This window comes from Lyticum sinuosum, from assembly GCF_034471385.1.
In the GTDB taxonomy this organism is placed as follows: Bacteria; Pseudomonadota; Alphaproteobacteria; order Rickettsiales; family Midichloriaceae; genus Lyticum; species Lyticum sinuosum.
Window position 1 is genome coordinate 13,854 of the sequence record NZ_JARGYU010000001.1, and the last position, 22,158, is coordinate 36,011.

The 22,158-nt window shown below is 27.2% G+C and carries 12 protein-coding genes and 1 tRNA gene; 10 read left to right on the forward strand and 3 right to left on the reverse strand.

Annotation, left to right across the window (positions count from 1 at the left end; all coding sequences use genetic code 11):
• Positions 1-158 precede the first annotated feature (158 nt).
• Positions 159-2,768: a hypothetical protein gene (locus Lyticum_RS00050; protein ID WP_322498299.1), complete on the forward strand. Its 2,610-nt coding sequence runs from the start codon at positions 159-161 to the stop codon at positions 2,766-2,768.
• Positions 2,769-2,789: 21 nt separating this feature from the next.
• Here the strand turns inward: Lyticum_RS00050 and Lyticum_RS00055 are convergent, their stop codons facing one another.
• Positions 2,790-3,050, reverse strand: a complete 261-nt coding sequence (locus Lyticum_RS00055; protein WP_322498300.1) for a SemiSWEET family sugar transporter — start codon at positions 3,048-3,050, stop codon at positions 2,790-2,792.
• 78 nt (positions 3,051-3,128) lie between these two features.
• Positions 3,129-5,978 carry a hypothetical protein gene (locus tag Lyticum_RS00060; protein WP_322498301.1) on the reverse strand — a complete coding sequence of 950 codons (2,850 nt, stop codon included), beginning with the start codon at positions 5,976-5,978 and terminating at the stop codon, positions 3,129-3,131.
• A gap of 318 nt (positions 5,979-6,296) precedes the next feature.
• Between Lyticum_RS00060 and Lyticum_RS00065 the strand changes: the two genes are divergently transcribed.
• The 6 genes from Lyticum_RS00065 (at position 6,297) to Lyticum_RS00090 (ending at position 17,305) form a co-directional block, all read left to right on the forward strand.
• The gene (locus tag Lyticum_RS00065; RefSeq protein WP_322498302.1) at positions 6,297-6,593 is read left to right on the forward strand and encodes a VirB3 family type IV secretion system protein; all 297 of its coding nucleotides are present in this window, start codon (positions 6,297-6,299) and stop codon (positions 6,591-6,593) included.
• A gap of 48 nt (positions 6,594-6,641) precedes the next feature.
• The gene (locus Lyticum_RS00070) at positions 6,642-9,083 is read left to right on the forward strand and encodes a VirB4 family type IV secretion/conjugal transfer ATPase (RefSeq protein WP_322498303.1); all 2,442 of its coding nucleotides are present in this window, start codon (positions 6,642-6,644) and stop codon (positions 9,081-9,083) included.
• 68 nt (positions 9,084-9,151) lie between these two features.
• Entirely contained in the window at positions 9,152-11,665 is a 2,514-nt protein-coding gene (locus Lyticum_RS00075) for a TrbL/VirB6 family protein (RefSeq protein ID WP_322498304.1), read from the forward strand.
• A 65-nt stretch (positions 11,666-11,730) separates the two neighbouring features.
• The gene (locus Lyticum_RS00080) at positions 11,731-14,418 is read left to right on the forward strand and encodes a TrbL/VirB6 family protein (RefSeq protein ID WP_322498305.1); all 2,688 of its coding nucleotides are present in this window, start codon (positions 11,731-11,733) and stop codon (positions 14,416-14,418) included.
• Positions 14,419-14,455: 37 nt separating this feature from the next.
• Positions 14,456-17,083 carry a type IV secretion system protein gene (locus tag Lyticum_RS00085; RefSeq protein WP_322498306.1) on the forward strand — a complete coding sequence of 876 codons (2,628 nt, stop codon included), beginning with the start codon at positions 14,456-14,458 and terminating at the stop codon, positions 17,081-17,083.
• A gap of 132 nt (positions 17,084-17,215) precedes the next feature.
• Positions 17,216-17,305 (forward strand) — tRNA-Ser (locus tag Lyticum_RS00090).
• Between the two features lie 322 nt (positions 17,306-17,627).
• Here the strand turns inward: Lyticum_RS00090 and Lyticum_RS00095 are convergent.
• Complete coding sequence (locus Lyticum_RS00095; protein WP_322498307.1) at positions 17,628-18,581, reverse strand: bifunctional helix-turn-helix transcriptional regulator/GNAT family N-acetyltransferase; 954 nt, start codon at positions 18,579-18,581, stop codon at positions 17,628-17,630.
• 116 nt (positions 18,582-18,697) lie between these two features.
• Between Lyticum_RS00095 and Lyticum_RS00100 the strand changes: the two genes are divergently transcribed.
• From Lyticum_RS00100 to Lyticum_RS00110, 3 genes are read left to right on the forward strand one after another with little or no spacing between them, the layout of a single operon-like run.
• Complete coding sequence (locus Lyticum_RS00100) at positions 18,698-19,768, forward strand: MFS transporter (protein WP_322498308.1); 1,071 nt, start codon at positions 18,698-18,700, stop codon at positions 19,766-19,768.
• Positions 19,769-19,770: 2 nt separating this feature from the next.
• Positions 19,771-21,354 carry a non-ribosomal peptide synthetase gene (locus Lyticum_RS00105; RefSeq protein ID WP_322498309.1) on the forward strand — a complete coding sequence of 528 codons (1,584 nt, stop codon included), beginning with the start codon at positions 19,771-19,773 and terminating at the stop codon, positions 21,352-21,354.
• Complete coding sequence (locus Lyticum_RS00110; RefSeq protein WP_322498310.1) at positions 21,348-22,157, forward strand: GNAT family N-acetyltransferase; 810 nt, start codon at positions 21,348-21,350, stop codon at positions 22,155-22,157. Before Lyticum_RS00105 ends, Lyticum_RS00110 begins: the two co-directional genes overlap by 7 nt.
• Position 22,158 lies beyond the last annotated feature (1 nt).

Below are 22,158 nucleotides of genomic sequence, written 5' to 3' on the forward strand. Positions count from 1 at the left end.
TTTATATTTTTAATATATTTATTACTAATTATACCAAATAATCATTTTAAGTCAAAAAAAATAAGTATTTATACAATAAATTAATTTTATTGTTATTTTTATATAAAAAAGTAAAATTAAATATATAAAAACAATAATTATTTAATTTATTTTTGTATATGAATAATAAACAGATTTTTGTAAATAAAACAAAACTAAATCAAAATCCATCAGATAAAATACCTGAAAGTTCAGATGAACAATCTTCCATAAACAGTCCAAATCCTCAACAATATCTCCTAAACACTCCAGGAAAGAAAGATCCTAAACAATCTTTACTAAACACTCCAGAAAAGAAAAATCAAGGAGAACAAAAAATACAATTTTCTAAAAAAAAACCAGAACAAGAAATAGAGGAAAATCAACCATATCAACAAATAGAATTTTTTGAAAATCAACTAAAACAAGAAATAGAGGAAAAACAAATTTCACCTTTAGTTACTGCTTGTTCTGATTTTGCACAAAACATTCAAGAACTTGATATTAAGTATAATAGTTATGATAATAATGACTTTACTAAAGAAGTTGATAATTTCCTTAATTTAATTCAAGAAATAAATAAAAACAAAATAGACGAATTATCTAACGATGAAATATTTGCTATGAAAACAGTACAATGGGCTCTTTTCGAAAAGTATAATAGTATTCCGAATGATAAAAATAAAGACTTTATAATTAATCAAGGCATAAAAACACAAATTCAAAACGCGTTTAAAAAAATAATTAGTAGTGAAGGTTATCGGGGATTAGCATTTATAGGAAAAACTAATAGTGCAACCGAAGAAGGTGAAAATGCAAATAACTTATTAAATATTATCAATAAAGTAGCGCTATTACGTCAAAAACCCCTTACTTTTCGTAAAGAAAAACTTAATGACTATGATTCAAAAAACATTTTTCCAATTTTTGATCCGAATGACAAAAAATTCTTTGATATTATTAATAATACTAAAAATTTTGATATATTATTTACACAAAAAACTAAAGATTTTTTAGAAGTTCAAAGTAAATTGAAAATTGTTGGACAAGCTTTTTCTATTAATGAAAATAAACTTTTATTGCCTATTCCTATATCTTATAATAGTCCAGGAAAACTGCTTGAGAACAAAAATAGCATAAATAAAACAGATTTTAATAATGCTCTTAACGAGAATTATTTTCCTCAATTTCATAATTTTATTAAAGTATTAAATACTTATGCAACAAATGATGGTAAGGCTAATTATGATTTAAAAAAAGATAGATTGATTTTAAATGATACTCCAGAAATGCATATCACTATATTATCTACATTATTAAATAGAAAAGATGATCTTATTGGATTAATGAATCTTGGAACTGGGGGCGTATTAGGATCTGCATTTGAGGCAGCACGTGCGTTAATAAGAGTTGCAATTCAATATTCGGATTATAAAAATTATGTGATATCACATGATAATAATAACAAAATGGATTCAAATCTTTATAATATTATAGATGTTATTAATATACCATTCAAAAAGCTCTATGAAGAACATCAGCAAAAATTAAATGATATAAACAAAGAAATTAATGAAGTAAAACTTGCAATTAAAGATTTTCAAAAAAAATTAAAACTTGATGTGGATGAAAAAAATCAAAAAATAGGAATTATTAAAAATATTTTTGATCATAATAATGATCATTTGACAAATTATATAGAAAATCTATTGAATAATTATGGTGATAGTGATCTCATAAATAATAATCATTATACTAACTTGACGACTTTAAAAAAAGCAATCAATGAAAAATATCAACAAGAAGAAAAAAATATAGAAGAATTATATAAAGTAGATCTCTCACAAGAAATAAGACTTCGAAAAGAAATCAATGATTTAAAAGATAAGTTGCAAGCCGAAAATAACACTAATGATCAAATCAAAGGACTAAATAATCAAACTAATAAACAAATCAAAACTGATAACGAAATCAAATTATTAGATCAAAAAATTAAGCAAGAAACTAATGACTTAAATATAATAATTAAGAGAAGAACCGAGTTATTAAATCAAGAAGTTAATGAAAAAGTCAACGAATTAAATCAAAATCAAGAATTTAAAGGATTAAATACAAAAATCGAAACATTAGATAAAGAAATCAAAACATTAAATACAAGAATCGAAACATTAAATGAAAAAATCAAAGCATTAAATGAAAAAATCAAAGAATCAAAAGATGGTCCAAAAAATAATAAAGATTTGATAAAAAGATTTTCAGATTTATGCAATGAATACTTAGAATCAAAAGTATCACTAAAAGAAAAAGAAGAACTTCGAAAAAAAAATATGGAAGAAATAGATAAAAAAATTGAATCAAATATTTTACCATCTCTTTATCAAAAGATTACATATGAATTAAGTAATACAGATAAACCTTATAGAAGATTTAATGCTATTGTTCAAGACATTGATGATCAAGACATTGATGAAGATAAAATTAAGACTAATCAACTCAGTGAAAATAGTCTCAAGACACTCCAAGAAACATTATTAGATTTAAAAAAACAAAAATCCGCATTTCTAAAAAAGATAGACATCACTTCAAGTATTATACAAAGTAATGTTAAAGGTATTTTTCAATCTTTAGGAAACATCCAAGAGACTTTTTTAAAAAGAGCTGTTACTAATAGAGATCTTGTTGAAAAGCAGATAAGCAATCTCAACAATGAAATAATTAAAAGCAATAATCCCGGTAATCAAATAGGTTAAGGAAAATAAATAATTCAATTCTTATTTATTATCATAATATAATTTTTGAATTATAGATATTATACTTGATAAAGTGCTAAATATGTTACTGTAGATAACAAAAGTGGAATCTATATAGATTCCATAAATTATCCAAGAAAATGATCCTATAAAATAATTAATCAACATTAGAAAAGATAAATCTTTAGTTGATTTTATCTTATAGGATTTCCATAATTGAGGTAAAAGTCCTATCAATGAAGTAAAAAATGCTATTCCTCCAAAAAATTCTTGAATTAACATATTCAATTTATTTTCTATATAAAATGAGCATTTTTTATTAATAGCAAAATTAAATTAATTTACTTATTAGTTCACTTATTAATCTAATAAAGGCTCTGATAATTGATTATTATTTAATATTTTATTAAATAAAGATTTTAATTTAATAAATAAGTTTTTAAAAATCTCAGATAAATATGAGAATACTTTTAGAGTACGATTCATAGTATTATTTAAAAGACTATTACTTATATTTTCATTATTTTGATTGATACCAAAAATTCTAGACAAATTTCTTAGATAATTTTGACCATATTTAAATTCTTCTAAGTTTTTAATATATTGATGAATTATACGTTCATTTATAAGATTATTAGCAAGAGCTACTTGAGCATTTGTTTTAGAAGTTCTTCTAGTACTATTTTTTTCGTCTTGGTGTAGATTTTGCTTACTCCTTGTTTCGGTGATTTTATAATTATAAATTAAATTATCATTATTAATAATGCTATTTAATTTTTTTTGGTCTTTTCCAGTGATATTATCTCCTTCAGAAGAACATTCTTGTATTCTCTCACCAAAATTTCGACATCTAGTATTGATACATCCTAATTTTATAGCATCAATTAAATTAATTCTAATATTTCCATTTAGAGGAAGAAATAAATTAGATGCCAATTGTTGATTGGTTTGACATAAATTAAGAATACCATTTAAAATTTCTAGATAGTTAATATAAGAATCATTATCATGATTATTCTTATTAGTTGTATCATGTAATATAGCAATTGTTAATATTTTTATTAAAATATCATTATTTATTTTATTTATGAAATCAGAATTTGGTTTTTTTATTTCTTGTGCAATTATTTCAATAATAATTTCCATTCCAAATGGAAGAATTATATTCCCTTCTACTATTTTTTTATTTAATGCAGATGTATTTACTTCATTAAAATCATTTATTCTTCTAACAAGTTCATCTCCGTTAATCGAGAAAAATTTCTCAGAAAAATTTTCAATAGTTGAATTAATATCCAAGTAATTTATATTTTCTATGAAATATTCTTTAAATTTTCCTTTAATACTATTATATTCATTTATAACTTCTTGATCTATATTCTGTTGATTAGAGATTTCATCAAATTTATGTATTGCAGCAATAGATACATCTATTATATTTTTTTTAGCATCATTATCATTATCTTCAATTAAAGTAGAAGTAGTTCTTAGAAGATTTAACAATGTATGATAATTTCCTGTATTTTTAATATGTTTTAATATATTTATTGTTTCGTTTTCAAATACAGCATATACTTTCAAAAGCGCTGAATCTTCATTTGATTCTATTAGATCGTTAATATCACTTATTTCATCAATATCTTGTAGATGATTTTGTTGAAAATTACTTCTATGTTGCTGAATATCTTCTTGTTGTTGAATATCTTCTTGTAGCTGATGATAATTAGGATCATTTTTTAATATTTGATTAAACTTTTGTGTTAAGCTATCATTTGAAAAAATTAATCCTAATCCTTGACTTGCTCCAGCAAGTTTTTTAATTTCATCATTATCTAAAAAACAATCTATAACTAAATTAAGCATTTCTTCAGAATATACTTTTTGTTTACCACTAATTATTTCTATAAGAAGTTTTGATGGTGTAATCTCACTATTTAGTTCATTTTTTACATATTTAATTTTCTTTAAGTGTGGAGTAAAAGAATCAGGTATTGCAGCAAAAATTTGAGGTTTTAACATGGAGAAATACATCGATACCTCTAAATTTTCATCATTATGTTTTGGAATATTAATATTAATATCTGAAAATTGTTTAGAGAAAATCTTTATAATATGATTATATTCATTAGGATTATTTTCTTGTATATTTTCAAGAAAAATTCCAAGTTCATTAAGAACATCATGAAACATTTCAAGATCATTTCTTTTTATAATATCTGGTAAAAGTATTAATATAGATTTTACTGCAATTATTTTTGGATTCTCATCTTGATTTTGATAGTTCACATTAGAATCTGCATTCTCGCGCTGATTTTGATTATTTACATTTAGAGAAGATGTCAAAATACCTCTTATAGTACCAATGAAAAAGTTATAACTTGAATGTCTTTTATTATTTTCATCTTGATTATATGCTGTATATCTATTTAATATTAATTTTGGAGTTAATTCGATATCATTTATATTTTCATCCCATTTTATGTTTTTATTAATTAAGTCAAATGCTGTCTTATCTGATCCTGATATAATATTATCTTCTAGTATACGTAAGAATAGATTTTGATTTCTTATATTAACATTCGAGCTTTCAACAGTATTGAATATATAATCTATAACTGTTCCTATAAGACTTTTAATCATTAAAGGACTAAAATTATCATTTAATATAGTACTTTTTTCTTTAATTTGAATAAATAAATCGTCAATGAAACGAAAAATATAGTTATTAGGATATTTATTATGTAAATTTCTTACTATTTTTGGTAAACGTGATACAGAATAAAAAAGAGCTGCACCAAAGATAGGCGTAACAAAAAGACTTAGAATTGGAATATATGAAATAACACTTAATACTATAGGTGTAACAAAGAAAGATGTTAAAGAGATTAATAATCCTAATGCTTCTTTATATTTATAAAGTTTAGGAAACCTATTTTTATAATTATATGCATCAAGTTTTAATTCTAGTTTTTTGATGATATGTTCACTATAAGGATAAAAAACAAAAGCATTAGGACCTAGTATTACTCCTGCAATAAGATTAATTGTCTCTAATACACCATAACTAATCTCAGAATTACTATAATAAGTTCCTTTTTGTATTATTTCATCATATCCATTATTATTATTAACTAATTGATCAGATAAACTAGAGATACTATTAGTAGATGATTGACGGCGTAAATTTTGTGATTGTTCTATTTCTTGCATATATGTAAAGAATGAGTTGTATGAGTGTTATTTATTTAATTTTTTATATAAATTGTTTATATTTTAATTAATCAAATTTCAAATCAATAATTTATAAAATTTATTTAATTATTTTATAACATATTTAATTTATAGCATAAAAAAAGAAATTTTCCAGTAAAATTTTTATTATTATTTCCAATACAATAAAGAATAAACATAAGTTGCAAAATAAAACTTAAAGCTTAATATTTATTAAGGGTATGTATAAATCAACTTGTATTTAATTTTTATAAAACATATAATCTACTTTAATAGAACTGAATTATATTAAATATTATGCCAGAAGAAGGTAAGCTATATTCTGATATTCTTTTTTTAGGATTAACTAGATCACCAACAATTTTAGGAGTAAGTTATATAGCAGTTGGAGTAAATTTTATATCATGTCTTTTAGGTTTTATTATAACATCTAACCCAAAGATAATGCTTCTTACTATTTTTATACATTTTATTCTTTATAAAATCTCATCTAAAGAGGTATTATTTTTAGAATTATTAATGACTGGATCAAAATGTCAAAAAGGAAGAATAAATAAATTATATCATAAAGCTTCATCTTATGATCCTAGTTGATATATTAATATATGTAATTTATACTATAAATATTAAAGTATTAATATAATGCGCCAATATTTAAAAAAGAATTTTTCAAGGAATTTCCCAAAAAATTGGTCGCTTTTTTCAAGGGAAGCATCAGCAAGTTGTATGATTCCATACTATTCCTATTGGAATAGAAATACCGTTATTACTAAAAACAATGATTTAGTCCAAGTTATTAAAGTTGGTGGATTTTCTTTTGAAACAGCAGATGATGAAGATTTAGAAATAGAAAAAGACAGGTTAAATTCCATGCTAAAAGGAGCTTATTCGACAGAAATTTCTATTTATACTCATATAATCAGAAGAAAAATTCAAATATATCCTAAAGATTATTATGATCCTAATATGCCAAGTGGATTTGCATCATATTTAGATAAAAAATGGGCTGAAAAAAATCAAAATAAACAATCATTTGTTAATGAAATGTATGTCACAATTATTCAAAATGGAATACCAAAATCAAATATAAAAAATAAATTTAAAGTAGGATCAAAATCACAAAACGAAGATAATTGGGTTAAACAAATGTCTGAGGCATTAGAAAAATTAGAAGAAACAACTGGAAGAGTTATAGCAACTTTAAGATCTTCATATAAGCCTCATCTATTAGAGATAATGCAATCTGAATTTGGTTATCAATCTCCTATTGCATCCTTTTTTGCTCAAATAGTAAATTGCGGAGAATATACTAATATTATTCATGTATCCGGGGATTTATCTAAACAATTAAATCATTATCGTTTAATGTTTTATGATAAATATATTAAGATGATAAAACATGATGGAAAAGAAAAATTTGCTGGAATTGTGAGTATAAAAGAATACTCGCCAAGAACTTGGATTGGTATGCTAGATGGATTTTTAAAAGCACAATTTGAATTTATTATAACACAATCTTTTGTTTATATAGATAAAAGAGGAGCAATTAATGCAATGCAATTACAACAAAATAGAATGCAACAATCAGGAGATAAAGCGATATCTCAAGTTGAAGAAATAACTTATGCTTTAGACCAAGCAACCAGTGGAAGCATATCATTTGGAAAACATCATATGACTATTATGTGTTTAGCTGATACTAAAAAAGAACTAGATCAATATCTTTCTATAGCGTCTGTTGAAATTAGTGATACTGGAGGAATAGGTGTAAGAGAAAGTATTAATCTTCAACCAGCATTTTGGGGTCAATTACCTGATGGTGTTAAAGGAAATCAAACATTATTAGCCAGAGCAACAAAAATAAATTCCCTTAATTTTGCTTCGCTTTCTCCTTTTCATAATTACCCATATGGAAAAGCAAGCAATAATCATTGGGGTCCATCTGTTACTGTTCTTGATACTAGTTCCGGAACTCCTTATCATTTTAACTTTCATTTACGTGATGTGGGACATACAATGATAATAGGACCAACTGGTGCCGGAAAAACTGTTCTATTAAATTTCTTTTGTGCACAATCACAAAAATTTCAATGTAGATTGTTTTTTTTTGATAAAGATCGTGGAGCAGAGATATTTATTCGAGCAATGAAGGGAGAGTATACTATTATAGATCCTGGTAAGAAATGCGGATTTAATCCGTTACAACTTCCAGATACTGGAGAAAATAGATCTTTTTTATTAGAATGGCTAAAATATTTAGTTTCAACAAATGGAGAAATAGTTACATCAGATGATATAAGTAATCTTACTATTGCAATAAATGGAAACTATAAACTAAAAAAAGAAGATAGAAAATTATCAAATATTGCACCATTTCTTGGTTTAGGTGGCCCAGGAACATTAGCAGGAAGACTTGGGATGTGGTATGGTAATGGATCTCATGCACTAATTTTTGATAATGATATTGATATTATAGATTTTGATAAATCGAATATATTTGGATTTGAAATGGCAGAATTATTAAGAGATAAATCTAGTCTTGCTCCTGTTCTTTCTTATATATTTCACAGAATAAATATATCACTTACTGGAACTCCAACAATGATAGTATTAGATGAAGCATGGGCTTTAATTGATAACCCAGTTTTCGCTCCTAAAATTAAAGATTGGTTAAAAGTTTTAAGAAAATTAAACACATTTGTAGTATTTGCTACACAAAGTGTTGAAGATGCAAGTAAAAGTCAGATTAGTGACACTTTAATTCAACAAACAGCAACTCAAATATTTCTTCCTAATCTTAAAGCAACATCTGTTTATCGTACAGCTTTTATGCTTAGTGAAAGAGAATATACTCTCATAAAAACTACAGATCCTAGTACTAGATTCTTTCTTATAAAACAAGGTAATGATGCTGTAATTGCTAAAGTTGATTTATCAGGAATGGATGATGTTGTTTCAGTATTATCTGGAAGAGCAGATACAGTTATTGTATTAAATGAAATTCTTAAAGAAAATGGTGAAAATCCAGAAATATGGATTCCGCTTTTTATAAAAAAATTAAAGTCAATAGAAGAAAATAAATAAAAATTACTATATTAATATTTTTTATATAAAAATTTTTTGGATTTTTAAATTACATTTTATAAATTAATATGATTGACAAGTTTTATAATATAAAAATTTTATTTTATAAATTTTTCTTAATTGCTATATTAGTAGCAGGATTTAATATGATATCTCAACATAGTAATGAAGTATTAGCAGATGGATTATTTTCTGATACTGCACACAATTCTCTAGAATATTATGAAGATACAAGACCTGGGGATATTCAAGGAAGTAATTTATTGAGCATTATAATAAGTATATTTAGCAATATAATAGAATATATATATATTTGCGCCCTAAAAAAAACAATTTTTGACTACTCTCAAACTGAATATAATTGTCTTCCGGATCAAATAGGAAAAAATATTGGACAACCATCGTGTCCTAAATCAAAAGGTGGATTTTTTGGATCAGTTGGAGAAGGTGTTGCAAGGCTTATAATTATGATTATAGGAATCATTTTCCCTTTTTTTGTCATATTTGCATTAGTATTAATTGCTTTTTTAACAAAATGTACAACATCTTATGTTTGGGCACCACATGAACTTATTAATGTAAAATTATATGGTAAAGATAACGAAGAAATGTGTGAAGAGAGTAATGGGAATATAACACTTAAAAAAAATCTAGTTGGACCTAATGAAGTTCCATTTTTATATACATGTAATTCTTCATCAAGTACTTGTAATTCTAATACAAATAGAGAATATGGTGATATGAGTGGGACATATTATTGCAACTCTGCAAATAGAAAATACGCTACTAACAATTTGGCAGCAGATGGAGTTGGAGACAAGTTGTCACCAGGAATGATAGTTTATGCTGAAAGATCCTTTGTAGATTCTTTTAAAAATAAAAAATGTCCATCTAAGCCGAAAGATGATATAAATATAGCTACAAGAGAACAAGTAAAAAATGGCTCATACAGTGATAATGATATCATATTTTATTCTAATACTAATGGTCGTGTAAAATTATGTGCTGCTGCAAAAAAAGCAATTGGAATACCTTTATTATTTCCTATCCTCTATGGATGTACACCTGTTGCACCTCCTGTTGAAGTAAAAACTGATTCAGAACAAAAAATATACGATATGATTAGTGATACTAGGTGTAGTTATTTTATGAGTCAGCGTATAGATTTAATTCATTTATCTTCTGATTTACATCAAGGAGTAATAACTGAGGATGTACGTACATTTTTAGAAGGTGATATGCATCTAACAAGCACAATAGTTGGCTGTATGCAAGATTTGTTAATCAAAATAATAATATCACCAAATAGTTCTGACAACTCCTATATGTATTTTGTTCAGAATCAAATGAAAAAGTTGGTATTTGTTGTATTAACATTTTACATAATAATATTGGGAATAAAGATTATGTCATCTCCACAAGTGCCACAACGAGGAGAATGGATGATGTTTATTATGAAATTTGTAATAGTAGTTGTTTTCAGTACAGGACAGATATGGTATGATAATAATAAGATTACTGGCCGCACAGGATTGTTTTCATTAGCATTAAATGTTATAGAAACAATTTCTGATATTTTTATACAAAGCTCAAATGTGAATGATCCTGTTAGAGCATGTTATTCAAATTATAATGGTAGTAATATTTTATCTTCTAGAAGAATAAGTGTTTCTTGTGGAGGAACTACAACTCCTTCAAATACATCGAAAAGTTCATTTGTAGAATTAACACCTTGGGATTATCTAGATTGTAAATTAGGTAATTATCTTTCATTTGGAACATGTCGTTATAATTTTGGAGAAATACCATCATTATGGTTCTTTACATCTGCTTTAATATCTGGAGTAACAGGATTTCTACTTGCAATTTGTATGTTAGTATATGTTATTCTTATAATGTCTGTTGTATTTCGTTTCGTTCATGTAGTAATATTATCATCTTTTATGTTAGCAATATTATGTCTTATGGCTCCGATATTTGCTTGCTTTATTTTATTTGATTATACAAAAGAAATATTTCAAAATTGGATAAAAGCATTAATAGGATACTCAATATATCCTGGAATGACATTTTCTTTTGTAGCATTATTTATTGCAACTTTAGATGTGTTCTTTTATGGATTTACTATAGATGATTTAAGTAAAAATTCAAACCCATGCACTGAAACACAATCAGTATATTGTGCAACTTATCGTGCAAGTTTAGATGCACAAACATGTTATAGGAATGGTTCCTGCTTAAGTTTAGCTGATGCAAGCTGTAGTATTTTAACTAGTGGTATGGTTAATGCTTTTACAGAAAGATTAAATCTGATAATATTTAGTTTAAACATTGGTCAATCATCATATATATCTGAAATGTGGACACCTATGTGGAATATTATGTTCTTTGCTATCATATTTTATTTTTTCTCAGGATCAGTGATATCGTTTTTTGAATATATGTCTGGGGTATATGGACTAGGTTCTATAGCTAAAGGGGATTTTAGTGGTATGGCAATTTCTGCAGCTAAGAAAATAAATGTTGCTTCTATGGGGCGTGGTGTTTCAAAATTAAATCAAATGAGAAAAAGAAATAAGTAGTAAAATAATTTATTCTAGGTTGTAATTATTATTAGTAGCTATTTTTTTATCTCTTAAAATTGTATATGTTACAAGAACTAAGATTGAAAATAAATAATATAATCATTTATCTTAGTACTTATCTTAGTATATTTATTATAAGTATATTTTTTGTAATTATTTTACAGATTTTATTTTCAAGTAAAAATCAAATATATGCTACATATATTTATCAATCGGAATGTAAGTTTAGTGATGATGTAGATTTAAATCTTCCAAATTCAATACCAATCTTAAGAATAAATCGCAAGTGTACAACAGCATGCTCTACACAATGTGGATTATTATTTAAAATCTTAGAAAAACCACCTAGTACAAGTGCTGAAAATACTAATGCTATTAGAAGTAGTAATGCAGATCAAATAGCGTATCTTAATAGAAATAGAATAATAGATTGTATTAATCAATGTGCAATGGGTATAAAATACCAAGGAAAAATAATTGAATCTGATGGAAATAATCAAAATCTCTCACAATCAGAAACAGTTGGTTTAAAATGGAGTTGTGGTGATAACTCTCCAGATTTTGTTGATATTGAGGTAGGAAAATGCGATCTCATTGATATAAAATTATCTAATCCAGGAATTGAACTAGATGTAATTGGTGAAAATATACTAACTCCATATTATAAAAATGGAAGGATTGCTTGGTCTTCTAATTCTTTTTTTTCTGATGGAGAAAGTCTTTATAGAAAAATTAGTATACAAAAAGACGATGAACTAATTATAGAATATAAAGGAAGATCTTATAGTGATAATTATTCAGCATCTCTTATTTATGATAAATATAGAATGATTTTACCTTTAAAAGCAAATAGTTTAATTAATCAAAATGAATTTCTGATTCGACCAGTAGATCCTGCCGATGTTGATGATAATTATTTAAATGATAAAGCAAAATCTAATTCCCAAATCAATTATTATAGTAATATAGGTGATATTTTTGGCCAAGTATCTGGTGATACTTTTCCATCTTCATTTCTATATAATCCACAATATCCAAATGAAATTTGTCAAAAAAATACATCTTATGGTGGTACATATAATATGTGTTACAATGATAATATATTTCCTAGTTTTGTATTTAAAATAAATATTGAAGAATCTTTTTTTAGAAGAGTAAATATTAATCGTCTAGATATTAATTTAGATAAGTATTTTATATATATATCACATAAATCTGGATTATCGAAAACCGGTTCAAATATAAAGATATGTCCTCTAGATGAGGCAAATAATTTAGTAGAATCACAATGCAAATATGGAAGAAGTGTTGAAACTGGTTATATATTCAAAGGTATTGGAGAGGGAAGCTATAGAATAACAATGGATAAATGGGATTATAAATTTTCAGATTATGTTATATTAGATAATGATAAAATAGATACTATAATATCAGAAATACATCCGCCTTTTGGAGGACTTGGAATAGAAATTATAAAAAATAATTCATCTAATGAAAATTTTGTTTGTAATATAATAAAAAAAGTTCGTAATAAACTATATGGTTGTGCTAAATATTACTCATCTGGTAGTGTTAATACTTCATATTGTCAATCTAACACAGGATTAAATGAAGATTGTGATTGTCGTGTTGGGAGTCTATCGGGTCTTGAAGCGCCAACAGATGGGATTGTTTATAATTTATATAAAATATTATTATATGGTTTAACACCATTTATAAAAGTCATGATGCTTATGTATGTTCTATATATAAGTTTTAGTTTCACTATAGGATTACGTTCAATGAATAGTAAAGAGTTCCTAATATTTTCTCTTAAATTTTCATTAATAGCAGGATTATTATCAAAAGGTAGTTGGTCTTTATTATATAAATATGGCTTCGCTATTTTTATAGATGGAATTGATGATATGATAGATATGTTTAATTATAGTACTTCATTTACAAAAACAACACAAAGTCTCGAAAGATGTGTATGTGGTGGTCCAACAGTAATAAAAGAAATAGGTGATATATGGAAACAGGTCTTTAGTGATACTTTAATGAATAAAATTGGAGCATTATTTTTCTTTGGAATAACAGGATCAATATCATTTGTAGTTATATCTGTAATGGTTCTTTATGGAATGTTTGTATTCTGCTTAGTATCTGTAAAAATACTAATAGTTTATTTATTATCAACAGTTATGATTGGTATGATGATATCAATATCTCCTCTTATTATTCCATTTATTATGTTTGGTTATACAAAGTCTATTTTTGATAATTGGGTCAAACAAATATTAATGTATTTTTTACAGCCTGTAATAGTTTCTGTATCATTTATATTATTTAAAGAGATGTTTTTTTTAATTCTTCAAGCACTTACTAACTTTACGATATGTAAAATGTGTTTATTTAATTTCTCTATTTTCTTTAGTTCATGGTGTCCAAAAGTCTGGCTTCCTGTAAATTATGCTCATAATAACACTGATTCTGTAGTATCTATAGCACCTATAGCATTTGTATCAATACTTATAGTTGCTCAAGCTGCGTATCACTTTGTTTCTGTTACATCAGAAGTATTAAATAGAATAATTAGTTTTTACACAACTTCAACGGGAGGTACAGATTTAATGAAAGCTACAGAAAGTGTAAGATCAGCATTTAGCAATACATCTAGTGGTGCATTAGGAGTTATTGGATTACGTACAAAAGATCTCAAACAAATGCAAGGAAAAATGGAACAAAATAATGCAAGAAAAAGGAAATAAATATGAATATTTATTTTGATTAATTGGTAGTATTTCAATGAAAAATAAAAAAGAATATTATTTACCATTTCAAAAAAAAGAATTGGTAATTTTTAATTTTATTATCAGATTATATCTAATTATATTAATTTTACATATAATAAAATTTCAAAATATAGCATTTGCACAAAAGTGTTATGAAGCAGATGATCTAGGATCAGGGTATTCAATTAATTTAAATGCCAATTTAGAAAATGGTGATTTAATAACTGTTGATGAATATTCTTCTCCATTTGAAAGATATAATCCTCACCGTAGTTTTGTTGCTAAATGGATAGATACAGAATTCTTTGTTATGGGTTATCCAGTTCCATTAAAAATAACGATAACAAATAATTCTTCTTTTAAGAGTTGGTATCCTTTTGGAAAGATAGATGGTATTGACAATGAATGTATTAATTCAAGTAAAGATTCTAACTCTATTATAATAAAAGGTAGTGAAGAGAATTTCAGTTGTAAATTAACAAAAGGTGTTGGTGTTTATCTTTTAGTATCAATCTTTGGATCAAATCCTAATGTCAAATCCCAAATAAAATTTCCTTCACCTCTAAAGTTTCAAAATTTTCATATGGGATCTGGTGATTATATAAAAAGTTCTGGTAAAGAAATAAAATTTGAAATACTAAATGTTCCAGTAGCTGAAGATGGAAAGATATTAGAAAATACTACTCAGCCTTTAAGGTCAGGAAGACTTTATGCTAAAATTTTAGATACTGATTATAGCGATAATTTTGGAGGTTATACATTAAGAATAGATTCAGGAGCTTATAAAATTGGATTTATATCTAAACTTGTTAATTCATATAAAAATGTTCTTGACGAAACAAGCGCAAAGATAAGATCAAAAGTTAGACAAAATGTACAAAAATACGTTAATCCTCTTATTTATATTGCATTTTTAACATATTCAGTATTATTTTTAATGGGATTGATACAATCAAATCATAAAGAATTGGTTATTAGGTTATTTAAAATGAGTATTGTAGTTACATTACTCAGTGAAACTAGTTATGTTAATACAATTGAAAGATATTTTCTAAATATCTTCATTGGACAGCCAAGTTATAATAATGGAACTTATCATAGATCACCTGGATTTGGAGACTATGTTGCAAATAAAGTGTTAAATTATATATACATAAAAGATACTGAAAATATTGAAAATATTGAACTAAATTCATCAGATGATTCACAAGATACTATATTAAAGCAAACTATTGTATTTGATGAAATATTACAAAAAGTATTTTCACCTTCAATTAATTCTAAAATCTGGGCGTTAATTTTTACAGTAAAATTTTACTTTATTCCTTTATTATATATATATATATTTATTTTTTTAGTAATGTTAACTAAGCTGATTTTGCTGATAATGATGGTTTATACACGTATTACTTTAGCTGTAATAGTATTACCTATATTTTTATTAATGATTCTTTTTAATATAACAAAAGATATATTTCAAAACTGGTTGAAAAATATTTTTTCATCATCTATGACATTGATTTTAATAGCTGTTTATATGGTCTTTATGATTGATATTATGTCAGATCAATTTTTTTCTTTGTTTAAATATAAAGTTTGTGAGCAAAATTGGTGGATATTTAAATATTATACTATAAATTCAGATAGTCTGGTATTTAATAACGTATTATCAATTGAAAATTATTTAATAGCTTTAATTTTTGTTTGTATGTTTTCTGAAATTCAAGATAAAATACCGAAAATTGCAGATAATTTTACTGGTGTATTCCAGGGAGGAGTTGAGGATACTTTTGGATCTGCTCTTGATACCGCAAATCGTTTTATATGGGGTAATGGACGAAATGGTGGTATACTATCACCTCTAAATAGTGTTATAGATAAGGTTGCAAGAAAAAGAAATGATATGATAGGGAAAATGGCTTCTAATAGCAAAGGTATGCAATTATTTATAAATGGGTCACACTTTGTAAGTGATAAAATTGGAAAATTCTTTTCTTCAGAAAATCCTCTTATTAAGACTTTTGATGATATTAATAGTGGAACAAAAGTTGATTATTTTGGATTACAAGAGTCAACTCATAATACTATGGAAACACAAAATAAATTAGATAAAGAAATTGATGAATTGAAAAAAATAATTGAAGACGAAAAAAATGCACCATTAAAAAATCTCTATAGCCAGGAAACTAAAGAAAGACAAAAAGATATTATTGGAGATATAGATAATAATATTAAATATATTGAAAAAATTAAGGGACAAGATGATCAACTTAATAATCAAGAAATGAAAAATTTGGTGGAAATAAGAAGTAATGATATAAAAGAATATAAAGAATTATATAATAAAGAAAATATAACTCAAAATGAAAGTAATAAAATGATTAGTTTAGAAAGAAAAATATCAGAAAATAATGAAAAAATTAATATACTTCAATCTACACAAGAAGAAAGAAATAAAATGGAAAATAATTTAAAAAATATAACAAGAATAAACAACGAAATAGATAAAGGTGATGATGAAAATATTCTCCAAAATACTAATGATATTAATAATCAAATAGAATCTTATTCTAAATCTGTGAAAAAAAGAAATAATAAATACTTCAAAGATAATATTGGAAGTAATTTTGATCTTGAATAATTAATTATATAATTTTTTCCTATAAAATATATCAAAATCTAAATTTCAAAATTTTTTATATAAATAAAAGAAAAGATCTTGCAAAAGTAATTATATATAGTCTATAATCCTGTTATACATCTCATAATAAAAGGAGCGATGGCCGAGTGGTCGAAGGCGCTTCCCTGCTAAGGAAGTATACGGGAAACTGTATCGAGGGTTCGAATCCCTCTCTCTCCGCCACCTTTTTTAGAGATGACTTTTCTCACCATCATTCAGAGCATAGCGAAGCAATCCAGAAACCCCAGTATTTCTGAGCTTTCCAGGGTTTTGGCTTAACGTTAGACCCGTACTTCACTTTCTCCGATTTTGCTATTTTACCCCTAAAATCTCTGTTTTTGGCCTCTCCATCTCCGATACATGCAAACACTCGGGTCAAAGGTACGCATGTCCCTAAAGCCTGGATTTAGCTGGGTTTTGGAGGATTGATGTTTTTTGCTCATGCATTTTTTAGAGAACGAAAAGCGGAGTAGAGAATGAGATTCGAAATGGAGCATAGGTAATATTACTTGCTGAGCTTTTCCATTACTTCTTCAACCTCGCCTACATAAAATACAGAATCAAGCTCGCATAGCTCAAATTCTTTCGGAAGGTCTGAGCGAACTATTTTTATAAAACCATACCTTTTATAGAAAATATGAGCAGCTTTAAGGATATCAACTGAGCCTAGAAATAGCTTTTTAAAGTGATGCTTTAGTGTGGCATTGAGAAGTGTAAGCATTAATTTTTTGGCAACTCCTGTGCCTCTATATTCTTTTATCACAAAAAACTTTTTAATTTCGCCGCCACAATCATTGATTTTTCTTAAGCCTATGCTGCCAATAATCTGCCCATTATCAGCCACAGCATACCAAAAATTATATGAATGATCGTAATAAAAATAATGCTCTGCTTTTAAAATACATATATTAGTATCTTTATTAATTGGTATAGAGAACTCATTTTCTTGTATTTCAGAAATCATACTCATAATTTGCTTGCGTATAACCCGAGAAGTTGAAAGGGTAGCAATTTTAATATCTGAACCGAGTAGCCTATTTTGCTCAAGTACGTTTGAGTATTTGTCTATAGCATTTATGATCTCTACCATTTCTGATTCTTGTAAAAACTTAAAAGCACCTTCTATCTTTTCTTCAGAAAAATCATCGATACTTTTCACGGTTGCTTGCCCTTCTGCTGTAAGATAAAGATATTTTTCACGTTTATCTAATCCTTCTTTAAATTCAATCAAGCCCTTTTTAGATAAAGAGCTTGTTAGCCTTGATATTCTGGAAATAGACATCAACAATAGAGCACCTAATTTAGATATAGTAAGCCCTGGGTCTTTCTCTATTTCTATTAACGCATGCCAATGCCCTGGGGTGATACTTGAGTCACTGCGGTCTAGTTGTAGCATTCCAAGCTCTCTTACTAATTTTCTTGATAGAGACCGTAATTTCTCAATTTGTTCTTTTTGCATAAAACTCATGCCTCGCATTAAATTTTTATCTACAAATACAGTATAACAATAATGCTTGCATATTGCAACTAATTTTGTTATAATAGTTGTATATCGAACAATGCGCAGGAGGATTCATGCAAACGATTAAAGCTTACCTTGAAGATACGTACTGCTTTGCAGGCCATGGGGAAGTTATACATACCGGAATGGACGATAAAGGCCATTTCTTTATTTTAGATAAAACAATATTTTATCCGCAAGGTGGTGGACAACCTTCGGATCAAGGGTATCTGGAAATTGATACACGTACAGAGCACATGTTAGATAGCAGCGGTTACCGTACCACTATCGATGCTTCACGTGATTTTGAGGGAGATTCACAGCAAGAACAATCGAGCAAGCTAGGATTGCTAAATGGGTTTGTTACATGCGGAATGGCTTTGGCACCAATAATAGGAAGTTATCTCAATATATACCTTGGTTGGAGAGGAGGGTTTATATTTTTGATTACTCTAGGCGCCCTTTGCTTATTGATGAGTCAACTTTTCATCCCTAATGATTACAAAAGAAATGATCAAGTATCATTTTCAGTTCTAGAATATTCAAAAATCATTAACTCAAGATTATTTTGGGTTTTGGCAATCATGGTCTGTTTTCTTTGTTTGCATTACTGGATTTTTATTGGAATGAGTCCAATTATATATATGCAAGGCATGGGCCTAACATTAAACCAGTTTGGTTTGTATCAAGGCGTAATCGCTGCTTCCTTTGCTTCAATGAGCTTTTTAAGCCCAATGCTTTTAAGAAAACTTAACCACTTTAATTGCGTAAAAATATCGTTGTTTTTGCATATCATATTTTCATCTGTTCTTTTAATTGTTATGACTTTTTCTCCAATGAATTATATTTTGATTACTATTTTGATGTGTTTTTGCACAGTAAGTTCGGTGTTGCCAGTAAATGTAATATATCCAAAAATATTATCATCTTTTAATGGCTCTGAAAGTAAGGCGGCATCTCTTGTAAATATCGTTAGATTGATTGGAACAGCAATAGGCATAGAAGTAGTTAGCTATTTTTATGTTGGAAGAACCTTAGAATTAGGTTGCGTATTATTTCTTTTATCAACGTTAGTTTTGGTTGTTTTTTTTAATCCTTATTTTCGTAACGCATTCAACAACAAAAAATTACAGGGGAATGATTAATCATGACTGCTAACTTTCTTGTTAAAAACGCTTCTGTTTTTGGATGCTCAATCGCTCTTATTTCTAAAGACACCTATTTTACATATGCAAAATTATATGAGGAAGTTTGTAAGCGCGCAGATGAATTAAAGAGCGTTTTTGATTCGCAAGAAGAATATACCGGCAAAATCGCAATCATTCGAAGAAAAACAAAGCTCCTTACAATTATTGATATGATGGCTGTTATGCATATGAGCTATGCTTTTTTATATGTTCCGATTGATTATCCAGAAGAAAGATTTTTAAAAATTGTTTCTGTGGTTAAACCACAATTAATAATCACAGACAAGGATTTGATTGTACAAAAGGATTACGTACAATACACCAATGATTTAGCCTATTTAATTTATACTTCTGGAAGCACGGGCATTCCAAAAGCAGTGATGATTACACATAAAAACCTTGAGCATTTTATTCGTAACCTTCAAAAGACTATTCCCACTTTGCCCAGCACCATAATGCTGCAATATTCTAATTTAACTTTTGATGCCAGTATTTGGGAAATTTTTGCAACATTAATGTTTGGGGGAACGCTTGTTATCTCGGAAAACCAAATTTTAGATACAGCGGCATTAACTCATTTTATTAACTTGTATAAAATAAACAGGGCATTGCTTACCCCGATCATAGCTAATGGCATATTAAAAAACGATACGACACTGCAAGATTTAATTATTGGTGGAGATACTTTCAAAACCAGCTTTCTTGAAGATTGGACTGTTAAGTATAATTTGTGGAATGCTTATGGGCCAACAGAAGGAACTGTTTGCGTTCTTTTACATAAATTTCAATCCAAAAGTGAAGCTATTGTTTTAGGAGCTCCCCTTTATAAAGAAGCATTACATCTTGACACAGAATCTGACGAGCTCGTGATTTACGGAGAGCAAGTTGCATACGGTCATATAAACGACAAGGGTTTGACGTTATATCATGGTGTATTTAACACAGGAGACTTAGTACAAAAACATAACAATAGCTATATTTTTAAAGGAAGAAAAGATCACCAGATTAAAGTTCGTGGAGGGTACCGAGTGTCTATTGAGGAAATAAAAAACACTATTGAATCAATAGAAGGTGTTCAGTCTGCTTTTGTTTGCGCGCAGCATCAAAAAACTTCATATCCAGAGCTGTATTGTTTTTACAAAGGTAAAATAAGCCAAGATTTATTAAGAAATACAATTAATGATCTAATCCCAGAATACATGGTTCCTGCATTTATAATTGCTATTGATATCTGGCCCTTAAACACAAGTGGAAAAATAGATAAAGATCACTTGATCAGCACCTATAGCACAAAATTATCAAAGCAAAATTGTATTTCTGAAGAACGAATTATTGCAATATGGTCTGCGATATTGGGGAACAACAATATCGCCCCTGAGGATAATTTTTTTAGTATTGGAGGCGGATCTTTTACAGCTTTGCAGGTTATAGAGGCTTATTTAAAAGAATTTGGAATTACCTTTGAGCTGGCGGATTTTTTTATAACCCCAGTATTAAAAGACCAATTAGAAATAATTATTAATACCAACGAGAGCAAATGTTAAACAAATCAAAAATTGATTTATCTTTAGAAAATAATTTTTTTTCAAAAGTACGTTTTTTACCTAGGTTGTGCCAAAAAATGAAGATTATTGATTTTTCAAATGGCGTTTCTTCCGTTAACTCAACATTTGCTTCAGACACATTTAACATTATCTCTGCTAAAAATTTACAAGAAACTATACATGTAGATCAGGCGCAATCCATAATCAACTCCTTTAATACGCAAAAATTACCTTTAGCTTGGTGGGTTGGGCCTAATTCGTCAAATTATAAAGTGGATGACATCCTTTTATCTGTTGGCTTAGAACATGTTGAGACGGAGGTAGGAATGGCGGCTTTAGCTTCAGACATAGATTCACATGTGACGAATATACCAGATAACTTCAAAATCAAGGAAGCCCGATCACTTCAAGATTTTATCGACTATGGCAATGTTATGGCATCAGTATTTGAACCTTTTGATGAAGAAGCGATCATATTTTATGAAACAATAGGTGGTTGTTATAAAAAAGATCCTGATGTAGATATGTTCGTTGGTTATATCAATCACAATCCATTTGCAATATGTTTTTGTATTAAAGCGGATGGTATTGGTGGGGTGTATGATATTGTGACCCATCCAGATTTTCAGAAAAGAGGTATTGGGACGTTAATGACAAAAATTGCTATTGAGCATTTAAAAAGAAAAAAATGTCACGTTATCGGTATGCAAGCCTCTAACGATGGAATTGGCATCTATAAAAAAATGGGCTTTATAAGTTTTGGTAAATTCAAAGTTTATTCCAACAAACACATGGTGATTTAGG